General features: G+C 49.0%; 10 protein-coding genes. 1 reads left to right on the forward strand and 9 read right to left on the reverse strand.

The window, feature by feature from the left end; genetic code table 11:
• The first annotated feature begins 30 nt into the window (after nucleotides 1–30).
• Nucleotides 31–2082, forward strand: coding sequence for a hypothetical protein (locus SynBIOSE41_RS03645; protein ID WP_186539639.1), 2052 nt, complete (start codon nucleotides 31–33; stop codon nucleotides 2080–2082).
• Here the strand turns inward: SynBIOSE41_RS03645 and SynBIOSE41_RS03650 are convergent.
• The 9 genes from SynBIOSE41_RS03650 to SynBIOSE41_RS03690 all read right to left on the reverse strand — a co-directional run bounded on the left by SynBIOSE41_RS03650 (nucleotide 2076) and on the right by SynBIOSE41_RS03690 (nucleotide 12322).
• A complete protein-coding gene (locus tag SynBIOSE41_RS03650; protein WP_186539640.1) occupies nucleotides 2076–2654 on the reverse strand; it encodes a hypothetical protein in 579 nt (192 codons plus the stop codon). The genes SynBIOSE41_RS03645 and SynBIOSE41_RS03650 overlap by 7 nt on opposite strands.
• Before the next feature lie 50 nt (nucleotides 2655–2704).
• Nucleotides 2705–3403 carry a hypothetical protein gene (locus SynBIOSE41_RS03655; protein ID WP_186539641.1) on the reverse strand — a complete coding sequence of 233 codons (699 nt, stop codon included), beginning with the start codon at nucleotides 3401–3403 and terminating at the stop codon, nucleotides 2705–2707.
• 101 nt (nucleotides 3404–3504) lie between these two features.
• Complete coding sequence (locus SynBIOSE41_RS03660; protein ID WP_186539642.1) at nucleotides 3505–3903, reverse strand: hypothetical protein; 399 nt, start codon at nucleotides 3901–3903, stop codon at nucleotides 3505–3507.
• Between the two features lie 160 nt (nucleotides 3904–4063).
• A complete protein-coding gene (locus SynBIOSE41_RS03665) occupies nucleotides 4064–4675 on the reverse strand; it encodes a hypothetical protein (RefSeq protein ID WP_186539643.1) in 612 nt (203 codons plus the stop codon).
• A gap of 820 nt (nucleotides 4676–5495) precedes the next feature.
• Complete coding sequence (locus SynBIOSE41_RS03670; protein WP_222930570.1) at nucleotides 5496–6065, reverse strand: hypothetical protein; 570 nt, start codon at nucleotides 6063–6065, stop codon at nucleotides 5496–5498.
• Between the two features lie 405 nt (nucleotides 6066–6470).
• Complete coding sequence (locus SynBIOSE41_RS03675; protein ID WP_222930571.1) at nucleotides 6471–7262, reverse strand: hypothetical protein; 792 nt, start codon at nucleotides 7260–7262, stop codon at nucleotides 6471–6473.
• Between the two features lie 527 nt (nucleotides 7263–7789).
• Nucleotides 7790–8890: a VapE domain-containing protein gene (locus SynBIOSE41_RS03680; RefSeq protein ID WP_186539646.1), complete on the reverse strand. Its 1101-nt coding sequence runs from the start codon at nucleotides 8888–8890 to the stop codon at nucleotides 7790–7792.
• A gap of 572 nt (nucleotides 8891–9462) precedes the next feature.
• Complete coding sequence (locus SynBIOSE41_RS03685; RefSeq protein ID WP_186539647.1) at nucleotides 9463–10341, reverse strand: hypothetical protein; 879 nt, start codon at nucleotides 10339–10341, stop codon at nucleotides 9463–9465.
• A 79-nt stretch (nucleotides 10342–10420) separates the two neighbouring features.
• Entirely contained in the window at nucleotides 10421–12322 is a 1902-nt protein-coding gene (locus SynBIOSE41_RS03690; RefSeq protein ID WP_186539648.1) for a DUF3987 domain-containing protein, read from the reverse strand.
• Nucleotides 12323–12397: the final 75 nt, after the last annotated feature.

A 12397-nucleotide genomic window follows, 5' to 3' on the forward strand; every position in this document is an offset into this window, starting at 1 on the left:
TTAATAAGGCTTAAAAGTGCAGGTAAGGATATGGGTAATCGTAGATTTGCTGGCGCACGTTTAGCCGCTGGTGTTCCTTTAGAAGATATCACTCAAGAGCTTAAGGAGCTTACGGAACAGCTACAAAAAGAAAACGCTGGCCTAGGGTTTAGTAAAGATGTGCCTGTCCCTGGAATTAATGAGAATGTACATATTTCTGGTAGCTCCGTCTACATGCCTACCATCTTTGATGAAGATAGGATTATAGGAAACAAAGCAGAGCTGCAGAAAATTCGTGAACTGAATTCTCCTGGTATCGTTGAGCTTGCATGGAGTACTACCGCACACCCAGGTGATGACACAGGCACGAAGATGCGCGCTGCTCGTACTGCAGAGCGTGCGTGGTCAGAGCAGCTGAAGGAGCTTCCGACCAACACTATTGTCAGAAATACTCCTGTCGGTGCGACTAGTGGGGATTTTGAGCGTGCGGATTTGTATTTAAGGAAGGGGTTTGGTCCCCTAATGAGCGATGGTTACCAGTACGGTTACGTCAAAGGAGGGAAGATAGAGCCGCTCTCTCCCTTCAAGGCGGATGCAGAACATCTTCGCCACCTTGCTGATAGAGCATATGCATCAGGCGACATGGAGACAAACGACGTTCTTCGCCGTGAGTTGAATAAACGGCTAGCGGAAAATCTCAATCCAGAATCTGTTGTTCAACCGTATAAAGAGCGACGTCTTACAGCCGAAGATTATGACTACGACGATGGTGAATATTATGACGAGCCAACCCCTGCTACTAAAGCGGATTTAAGGGCGAGAGTTATTGACTCATACACGGAACCCCAGGGCGGATATGGAAGTGTTGTGGGGGATGACATTCCGCCCGAGATTGGTATGCGTCGAAATGCGGAGATGGCACGGCGGTATCCGAACAGGGGTGACTATCAACCCACTCCAGAGGATTTGGCGTGGTTTAGAGAGCAGCAGATCCGTGCAAGTGCTGTACCTTCGGGGGCAAGAGATCAAATCGATGTGATCAATGATTATCGGCCACGTCCTATACCTCCAAGAATTACTGCCGCAGATCTTCAGCGTGACCGCAGTTTCGATGAATTGAACAATTGGAGACTAACTGAATTTGACGAAATCAATGCGCGCACTCTGGAAGGGAGGCGGGCACAAATGATCGATGCATTGAGAGCAAGCCAGAGTGGAATTAGCGCCACAGGATATGACCATGACCCGAGCGTCGTACGCGATCGACTTAAGCGTGCAGCTGTTACTCGCACTGCCGATGACGACTTGAACGTAGTGCTTCAAGAGAACTATCTACCAGAAGATGTTGCGGCTCTCCGTGCTTGGCAAGAATCACAAGCATTGAACTGGCCTATTTCGAATCCGCCGCGCACACCACCGCCGACACTTAACGCTGATGGCACATTTCAGTCACGACGAGTTGGTCCTGAAAACGCTGTACCAGATAGTGTCGCCATGCTCTCGTCGCTTCCAGGGCGTGACCCGATTCGGCCAAATACTCCATTGATAAATAGGCGCGCCCTAACCCCGACTCAAGAAGCTGCTGCAGAAACTCTTGCGGAGATGAGGGCGCGTGGGATCAGCGTGAATACTCGTGAGGGGCTACGTCTGCGAGCGATCGTCGATGAAGCGAACTACGGTCCTGCAGTTCCATTCCGAAGACTGCAGAGCGCAGAACCACTAACGCCAAGGGAAGCTGCCAGAGCTGCGAGATCTCTCGACGCCCAGACCAGACAAGAGCTTTTGGAGGATGAGGATCTTCTCCCCGTGGATGAATTGCGAGCGGCTGCTGCTGAACGTCCAAGATGGGATCCGAGCGCGCCAACGCCGAGGCGAAGACCATCGCGGAGGCCCGTCACTAACACCGATGAAGTTGATTATCTACTCGGTCTAGGGGACGCTCCTATCACTACTCGCGTACCACCAGTTCGTGTTGAGGTTGACCCTACTGATGTCTTTGTGAGACCTACGGGTGTAAGGGCAATACAACAAGAAGCACTGAAACGACGTGAGATTTCTGCTGATGATGCTGAATTTTTAGAGGCTCTGATTGAGGGTTACTGATCTGACCTGTGCTTGTTGAGAGCTGACACTCCGAAGTGAGTTCCTTGGGGCTTCGGCTCTCTGGCTTTAGCAGCAGCAGCTCTTGCTTGATCTAGCTCCAGCTGCAGCTGACGTGCTTGGTTTTCCTCCCGTGCCTTCCGCGCGGAGGGTTCATCACGCCTGGTTGACCACCGTTCGAACTCGGTCTGCGGCTCTACCCAGCCACGGCAGTTGCTCTTGGCGAATGCTTGAGCACCGTTGATCGGCTGCAGTTGACGCCAGTTCTGCATACGCAACGATGCTTCATCGCTGAAAACGATGGCAGGTGCTACAGCATCTGCAAAGGCCAAAGCCTTCAGCTGTTCTCCCACAAGAAATTGTTGTGCTCGAGTGAGTGACCCTGTATCCAGCGAGAGAAGATCGTCAGCGCTCGTGCTGTAGCTGGACAAAAGGGCTGCAGCTCTATTCCTTTCGGCGCGACGAGCACGTGTCATCTCCCGTGCCGCTTCCTTTTCTGCAGAAGTGAGCTTGCCTTTTTCAAGCTCTGCAACCTTGCGTGAGTTTTCAGCAGCTTCCATTTCAAGCTGAAGCATTCTTCTACCGAAACTTAAGGAGGAGGTATCGCGTCTTTGAGCCATAGTAATTAATAAAGGGATTTGTATTCTTTGCAGAGTTTGTGAAAGCTTGCTAGGCGTTTTTTCACTTCACCTTTCTCTACTATAAATAGTTGAGCACCTTCTGGCGTGCTGTTGATTATGAGTCCTGTGTGTATAGGTCTACTCTTTATGCGTTGGTTCCAGGCATGGATGTAAGCGGACACCTGTTGCGCAGCACAGCTATATCTAACCCACTCTGAATATTGATTGAATTGCTTTGGATTGTAGTTACTACGGATAGGTAAGGTACTGGTTTTAAATTCAAGTAGACAAGGCACACCTCCTACTAAACCTGCCGCATCAGGTATGCCGATGTACTTGTGTGGCTTGTTCGACCAGACAGCAGACTTATCTCCTGATCGAAGGTGGTTAAGTTCTTCAAGTACAGGACCTTCTGCCCACCACAACTTCAGGTCAAGTGTCTTGAGTAAATCGTGTACTGGATCGAAGTATTTAAAATAAGCAGGGTCGAGGTCACACTCTCCCGTTTTTAAGTACTGCCTGCAAGCATTGTGCACTGCAAGGCCTCGGTTCGTGCTGTTGAGCTGATGCTGTTTCTTCTTGCCTTGATTAGCAAGACAGGCAGACTTCTTTGATTGCTTGTGCTTCGGGTCTGATTTGATGATTGAAGATACAGAAGGATATGCTTCACCGTCAACGACGAAGCCTTGATATGCGATTGTCATTATTAGTTTGGGCTGATATGCCCGTTGCCATTCGGCCCTTTCAATCTATTAAGATAACTTATCAATCAAAAGACTTTCACGAGCTCGCCGAGATAGGTCTGTTAGCTCCAATCCTCCGCGTCATAGCTAACTCCCAGTTGTTCATTGATAGAAGGTGAGTACTCGATCTTTTCAAACGGAAAAGGAATATGCTCTTCGTCTCCTCTGTTTTCTCCCCAATACGCAGGGAGGGGCTCTGATAATTTCTCCTCTGGTCGAACCGAATGTTCAAGCCTGAATACTCGGAAAAAGCCTTCATCTCGAAGCTCTCTCCATCTAGAACGTGCTGCTTCAACGGAAAGAACCTCGGGCTCTTGATTACTAGCTCCGCAGGTTACGATCTCTAAAAAGCCTGTGTCTGTGAGGCTGCGGAATTCGACCAGTACGTCTTTTTGCTTTAGATACCAGATTTGATTCACTTCTGTGCTTTTAGATTGAGTATCTGGAGAAATTGATTCCATTTGTTCTATGAGTGGTAGTTGTCTTGGTGCGAAGTATTTGTTCTTCGGGAGATCGATGGCGACTACACAACGCCCCCTGCCTTTCCTTTGATGGTTTTGTATAGCTTTCGACTTCCTCACTGAAGAGGAAGCATCAGGCTTCCCGAAGGTGAGAACTTAATCAGTTACTCCAGTGCTTGGGCTTGAGAGCAACGTCACCTACGTTCAGAGGTACTTTCTGTGTATAGAGAGCTTCCTTCGACATCACTGCGAGTAACGCACTCGTCTGAAGCATATGTTCCGCAGTTTGTTCTGCAGTATTAGCAGGATCGGGAACATACTTATCAAGTATTTCAGCGACATACTTATGGACAACGTCTACGCTTCCAGGCGACTCTGCCATGACCTGTGCAGCAGGGTTACCCACGGTCATAGCGTTGACGAAAGCTGCAGTGGTTAATTCACCCTTCTCGTTCGCATCAAGCCACGCTTGTTCGAAAGACATGGCGAAGTACTGACCCATAGTCTCGAAGTCTTGTCTGAAAACCTCTAGAAATTCAGCGTCTCTATCAGCATCCGTTGGGGCTAAACGCATAGAACTAAAGTCTTCAGCATCGAGTCCTAGCTCGCCTGCCTTGGCTAGGAGGAGGGCATCGTGCAGCGCTCTGAACTCAAGCGTGTCTCCATCGCAGTAGCCGCAAGCTTGTGCAATTTCTGGGCCAGACGCGTCACCAAGTTCTCTGACTCGCTCCAGTAGAGCGGCACCTGTCAGACGTGGGTAAGTAGTGGTCATTGGTTTGTTTGTGCGTAAGTGGAGCTCTCGCCCCGTGAATTAACGATCGCCTTTTCGACAGCAGAAAGAATCCCCCATTCAGGGGATCTTTGAATCCTCAAGATCGCTTGGTATGACTAGAGCTTGTCTGCTCGTTCCCCCTATTGGGCTAGTGCATTTGAAGGATGCAGAGCTCCAGTACTAACGACCACTAGCAAGTGGCGACTGTGGTCCCATGAGGTATCTGTCACGGAGCATCGGGATCATCGTTGGAGGGATTCCAAACTCACCTGCTGGGACCTGATCCCCAGAAAGCCCGAGGGAATTGGGATCCACTGAAGGATTTTGATTCAGCTCATCCTGCAGCTGTTGGTACTGAAAACGTAGTTCTTCAGCATTTGGCTGCATACGCTGACGTGGGTCAAGGGCGATCAGGATTGCATCAGGGGTATCTTCTCCGAGAGTTCCTGCCATACGTGCCATTGTCTTGCCGCAAAATATATTTCTATTCTAGATATTTATTCTATTGATTAATACTCGAGCTAAACAGATAGCGACCACCCCAGCCTATCGACCCGTCCACCTCCTGCCGCTGCAGCGAGATGCCTTCTGTAGTGGTCACTATCTCTATCAACAGATGCCGCCCCACTGTCGTTACTTTGATGCACGGAGTTTGTAGGTCTAGGCAGCGATTCCAAATGCCTCCCAGGAGGAGTTCGTTGAGAATAAATGTCGCCAGCAAATCTCACAATACTTCCGCAATAGTTGGATCTTAAGTCTAACTAAAAAGAAGCCCCGACATTTCTGCCGAGGCTTTCCAATGGTTGTGATTAGTTTGTAATCAGAACTCGGACGTCGCGCCTGCTTCAGTTGTGGAGCTGAATTCAGCAGCTGGCTTACGCAGAGGATGCTTGCCTTTTAAGTAGTTGCTCATCTGTGAAGTCTCTGCAACCTCTTGGAAAGCATCAACTTCAGCCTTGGTTGGCTTGGTCAGCTTGGGCAGGACCGAGTAGCTGGTGTCTAGACCAGTTCCCTTGCGCGTGATCTTCAAGCAGAAGTTGGCAATACCATCGTCTGTGAAGGTGTAGTCATCGGACTCTCCAATGATTTCGATGATGCCGTCCTTCAACGAACGCTGCTCGATCACAGCAACTTCAACGCGCTTGGTCTCCTGGCTGTAGACCGTCCAGACCAGAGCACGCTTGGGACGTACGTACTCACCTTCGATCTTGGGTCGCGCGGGATTACTCCAGTCGACTGCACGGGCAGCGTTAGGAGCAGGATCACCAGGCCACGCCTGGCTGAAGTCATATCCAGAAAACTTGAGCTCGCCTTGAACCGCTTGCTCGACTGGCCATCTGTAAAACAGTGCGGCATGTCCACTGGAAAAGACTCCTAGAGGACGAAGCAAGACGGATTGACCATCGCTCAAAGATGAAGCAAGAAATTCTTTCGAATCAAATTTGTTGTCTCCTTTGCTCGTTGAATCAGCAGTTGCTTGGGTCAACTCGGGAGGCAAAACTTGTAGTGTCATGATTAAGTGTCAAATTAAATATAGGTTGTTGATGCTGCATACTTAAGTATTTACGCATCGGTCACGTTATGTGACTTGCTACTAAATGAATAGTGCATATATAAGCTAGCGACAATAGTAGTCAAACGCGAGTTATTTGAATATGAATATATTCTTCTGATGCATTGCTATGACTGGGTTTCCCGAAGGGAATTCGAGAAATAAAAAAGGAAGGCTTTCATCCAAAACCTTCCGCGTGCTTTTACGAAAATTTGGCCGCTGCTTTTACGTCAGTCCTGCAGCTCAAGCAGCGACAGGGACGTTGTACAGCTCCGAGAGCATGACGACAGCGTCTTCCATGAACTTAATCCCATCAGGCTTCCAGCTCGGTCCAGTGAATGCACTGAAGGCACCTGCCACTCCGACTCGTACGAGGTACATTTCATCGAACATCTTTCGTTCCTCAAGCTTTTTGGTGAGCTCAACTAGGCGTGCATGCTCTGGGCTATCGACTGAAACGACATCTCTATCGCCACCATCAGCAAGGTTGCATAGGCGATTGCAGTAGTAGAAGGCCAGGACTTCGATGTAGTAACTCAAGTCCATGTCGTATCCAGCTTCGTGTTGCCTAGCTCTTTCGTCTTCGGTCAGGCGACTAGAGATGTAGTCGTTCTCTGCGACAAACCACTCCATTCGGAATGCTGCCTGGTATGCCTCTACAAACGCCTCTGTGTCTTCACTCATCTGACCAAAGCAGTTCACCTTGGAGAAAGCGAAAGCCTTGTTCCTGATGACGTTGTCTCTGTAAGGAGCTGGTGAGGCCATATTCAACTTCACTAACTCCGTCCATCTCTCCTGATCATTGTCGAGGCCGCCTTGATACTTCTCGTCTTTAGCGGCCATCATGGTCCAAGCTTCGAGCCTCGGTGTCACGAATGCCAGACCCAGGTTTGCTTCGCGCCACTCTTCGACGTTGGTGGTGGGGAAGGTAGTAGTCATTGTTGAGTCCGTGTGTGTGAGGTCGCCCTCTGACCTATTCACCATCGTTGAGATGGATAGAGAGCACATCCCCCATTCGAGTGAATCTGAAACCATTGGTATGACTGGGTATCTTGATCCACTCCCTCGTTTGGGGGAGTCCATTTTCTAGAGGATTACTGTTTCTTCTTTATGGGCTAGTAACTGGAGGTAGGCAAATATTCAGGACCAAGTGACTCAAGAACGTTTTTACATCCGCCATACCTGCTTATTGTCTTGTCAACTGCTTTATTTGCTATTGAGCTTAACCCCTTTCTGCTCATATAGTTTGCCCACAACTGATAGTCCCGTCTCGATAAATTGCTTTTCATCCTTTCCCTTATAAAGTCCTCTGAATCGTCGTAATCCATTGTCTCAAGCTCTACGGCGCAGGTTGCAATAATCGCGCTTTTCGCATGCTCATTTGCCGCTCTTCTTCCAGAGCTGGCCTCTACTGGCAATGAGGCAAAAACGGTAGCCAATACCAGCAAAGAGATAGATCGAATCATGTTGAATACGAGTTGCATCGCACCTTATTTTTTTGGGGCCAATATCGTCATCCCCCATTCGGGGGATAAGTGATCGTCAATGACAGGTGAGAGGGATCAGAAGTCCGAGCTAGCTGACTGCTTCGGATCCTCTGGGTTCAGCCAGAGCCTGACGGATTTTCGCTTGCCATCGATGGTCCTCTTCGTCTGCTTGTACTCCCATCCCAGAGACCTCATTACTCTTCCGACCCTGCGCTGATGGCCGTTATTCACGCGGTCAAGGGGAATGTTGATTGCGTATTGAAGGATGTTGGAAGTGGTCGTGTCCTTCTTGTCGCTGATGTAGCTACTGATCGACTCGTACCAGGAGTCCCTTTCCAAGAAGTCATCCTGATATGTAGCGAGCTCTGCCAGTTGGCCAGACGTGTACTCCCATGGCTCATGCTCTCGGTAAAGCTTGACGGCAGCAGCCCATAAGCTGCCTCGCTCATCCTTCAACTTCCGCCAAGGAACGACGTGATCGTTGGGTAAACGAATCGGTACGAAGCGTCTGTTGCCTGTGCTGTCGACTAGAAGCTGTGGCTCATTGCTCGTGCCCAAGAAGATGAACCCCCGCTTGGCTTTGGTTGGCAGCTCATAGGGACGTCTGATCTCATCGACCTGGAGTGTGATCAGGTTCTTCAGTACCTCCGCGTTCTGCGGCTTGAAGAATTGATCAATCTCTGGGAGCTCAAGGATCCAGCCTGTGTGAAGGCGATAGGCCTCCTTGATTAAGGTGTGGAGGTCGGAGTTCATCTCCGAAAACATCTCTGTAGGTACAAGGCTCTTTGCCCACTGACTCTTGCCTCGTCCCTGTGCACCGATAAGGATCGGCAGCCAGGACATCGAGCAGCCTGGGTTGTATGCCCTAGCTACAGCGCCGATCATCATCCGCTTCATTGCCAGGTTGGCGATCTCTGATTCGTTGCCGAAGTAGTCAGTAGCTATTGAGTTGATCCCCTCTGATGGCTCATGCTCTTCAACGCACCGTTCAAGGAATTGAGTGCGGGGGTCATAGGAGTTTTCGTTTGCCAGGAACTGAACTGCAGATTTAAGCCGCCCGTCTGGTAGAGAAGCGCCGAACCTTACGGCCAGATCAGAGCCCAGCCAGGTGAAACGGTCGCCTTCGAGTGCAGCAGTGCGTCCATTGGTATCGGCAAACTCAATCTGATTTGTCATCAAATTCTTCCTGAAGTTGACGTCAGTACTTCTGATCTTTTCAATATCAGCAATTTTTTCTTGAGCAACTACGTCAGCTGTCTTGAGAGGACGGCCTGGTCCTGCTGTAGTAACACCGCCCTGCAACAACTTCAAAGGTTCAGGAGCAGGTTGAAAGGTAAAGTTTGTCATTTATATAAAGGTTTCAAGGATATATCTACGGTAGCTATCTTTGATTTTGATTGGGGATATGACGGGGATGCGATAACACCGTGTTCAGCTGTAGGAATGAAAGCGGTGTGAAATATGGGTCACCGCTCCCCCTTCTGAAAAGCTGATCTAGTCATAGCAATTGATCTCGAGGAATAGACGCAGAGTTAAGCTCTGAATAGAGCACCGCCCTCCCCGCTTTCGTTGAATATTATTGATCACCTAGGTGCTCGTTTGAGAAAACATCTCTGCCTTTCAGTAATCAAGAACCCTGTCATAGACTAAAGAAATAATAATAATATTATCTTTTAAGTGAGTGACACCGCCTTCGGCGCACCGTGTTCAGATAACAAATGAAAGCGGTGTGATCTCAAATTTCCTTTTCAGTCGAGGCTCAAAGGCGCATTGGAATAGCCAGAAACAATCTTCCATCTACCCATTCTAAAAGTAGGGACACCTAATGCCACATCTATCTGCAGGGTCCCTGTGACTGTAGCCCTGTCTCCTTGACTTCTATCAGCAAGCCAGTTTTCAAGACCAGGCTCCAAGTAACCGTAGGGCAAGCTTATGCACTCACCAGAATTAGACTGGCATAAAGTCATGTGGTCATCATAAATCGCATCAATCTCGCCCCTGACGGTAATGACTCTATTCTCATAATTTCTCCTGGCTCTGATGCGGTTCTGCTTGAACTCGGTATCAAGCTGTCCTAAATCCATATCAGTGTACATTTTTTGCTGTTTCTGCCTAGCTTCATAGGCTTCGGTTTGTTGCTTCTGGAAATCCTTAAAGCTAGCAAGCATTGGTTTTAATTTTTCACTGACGCCTCCCAATACAGTTTTAGCCCCACTCTCTGAAGTGATGGAAATATTATTACCGAGATAACCCCATTCCATCTTTGCACCGTCTTTCCCCCATTTCTCTGACTTGGGATCATAGTCATAAACTAGTCCAGTATTATCAAGTCCGAACAGATATGCAGACGAATAACCATCAGACCAGTCAATGACAATAATGGGTGCATCTCCTTCACCGTAAAACTTTTTATGGCCTCGATCGTGAACGGTTATGTCAAAAGTCTCAAGCTCTCCACCTTTCTTTTGAAATGTTCCCTTTCCTGGTTCAACGGGTTTGGAGCTGGTTGATTCTTTTGGAGATTCCTTTTGAGATTCAGCTTCAGGCCTATCAGGCTGTGTTTGATTAGTGTCACAGGCGCAGATAGTCAATGATAAAAATATACCTAGCGCAATGAATTTTTTCATTCCTAGAGAATCACTAGATGCATAATACACTCACATTGAAAAAGCGCCCCGTAGCTGGAGCGCTGTTGTCATCAGCAAGTCACTGACGAAGATCTCGAACGTAAGTCAAGTAATAAGTGCGTTCACCTTTTGGTTTAAGTCGAGTAATGCATCCTTGTCGTTCAAGCTGCACGACTGCACTGGTGATGTCCTCTCGAGAGAACCCTTTGACACCTTTCAGTTTCGTCTTGAGGACACTCTCTTTGATTGGTGTGTGCTCTCGGATTTTGCGCAGTACATAGTCAAGGCGTTTGAGTGTTGCCTCACGTACTAGCTCGGCTTCCCGAATAGAAGGAGCAGCTCTACAGATGTCAGCAATGTGTTGGTACTGACTACAGGCAAGAGCTTCAAGGTTGAGAGCACGTTGAACGGTTTCCTTGGAGATAGGGATTGAGGTCACAGCATGCACAGCGTCAGAGCACGGTGTACGGATTTGATTGCCTTGACCATCTTTCGCTGACGTGAAGCGTTTGCCTACCAGCGTTTCGAGGACGTGGAGCAGTACAGCGAACTTGATCACGCGCACACCTGTCTTCCTCAAGAAGGAACGAAGGCCTGCCTCTTTACTCTCGGCTTCCATGTCAGAAGCCATCTCCATACGGTCTCTAACGCTGTCGTTGTAAAGCGTTTGAGCTCCGTCATACCGATCTAGGTGAAGCACTTGATAGTCGATGACATTGCCAAGCACATCTGTTTGAGTTGCAGCCATTCGATCTATATCAAGGCACCACGGGATCAAGCGAGTGGAGATGTACTCCTGAATCGGATCGATAGATGCGTCACCTGGGTCAGTGGTGTTCAGTCCAAAAGAACCTTCCTTTGCCTTTGACTCGACTACAAGAGTGCGGCTCGTCCAGCCCATTGAATCCTCTGCAAAGTCAAGGATCTCTGTGATGAAACGGAGCTGGAGGTTGGCAGTCAGGGTGACGGACTGTGCACGGAACTCGATGTTGTTGTCGCTGTTAGCCCGAGTGAAAGTATTGGTTAGCTCTTTGGTGTAGGCCTCAACAAGCATCTTGATGAAGAGTCCCATGCTCTGAACGCCAGCACCGCTATTGCCGTTGTTCCCGTAGCGGTTGCAAGCCAAAAGGTCAGAGCCTTCGTCCTGATGCAGGTGAAAGCCAGAGCGAGCTTTTTGTTTTGAGAGCTCACGAGCAAAGCCTTCAGCAGAGAACGACAGCGATTCAGAGATGTAGTCCTTGAGGTTGTCCTGAAGACGTCTGACTTCTGCCTTTTGTTGGGCTGGGTCATCAAGCCGCTTGGCTTCTTCAAGCGCGCTCTTACGCAGCGTGTTCATCATGCGGCGCAGTTGACGTAGTGGAGTGATGAACTTGTTTGAGGTGACACTCTTGAACGAGCTTGTGTCTCCGCAGCAGAAGACATACAGGTTGGGCGGGATCGGGTCGGAGCCGTTCACTCCTGAATGGCCCATGATCTTGCTTCCGAGCAAGGTCCCTGTCGTTGCAAGCAGCAGGAAGACAGAGGACTTCCAGTCAGTACCGCTGCGGTCACAGGAGTCTTGAATGATGGATGCGACAGCTGGTGGTAGAAGGTCTTCAATATTGAAGTCAGCTTCAAACTTCGGAGCCAAGCTGCCAAGTGCATCGGCGTACTGCTGCGTCTTGTCGAGAATTTCAGAAGCCTTGGCGACGCTCTGCCTGATCTCGTAGGTAGACATGTCCCAGAGTTCAGCAACGAACTTGACTGCTACAGGCTCAACACTTGGGTAAGTACCCAGCAGCTTTGCAAGAGCATCGATGGTATTGCTATTTGTTTGAGACTTAACTCTTCCCCCTTTCTTACTAGCCGTGGAGACATAATCCTGAAAGGCGAAATAAGCTTCACTTTCTCCTTCACGCAAATTGTGATTGGATGGATTAGGATTAGTGGACAGCAGAATACTATTTGCGTTCTTTGATGGTTCTTGAATCGTCATGTTCATCTCCTCAACTCCTTCCTTGTTGCTGCTTGATCCATTGCTCAACAAGAGAGCGGAGTACGGAGGATTTGTTGAGGT

The organism is Synechococcus sp. BIOS-E4-1 (assembly GCF_014279995.1).
Classification (GTDB): domain Bacteria; phylum Cyanobacteriota; class Cyanobacteriia; order PCC-6307; family Cyanobiaceae; genus Synechococcus_C.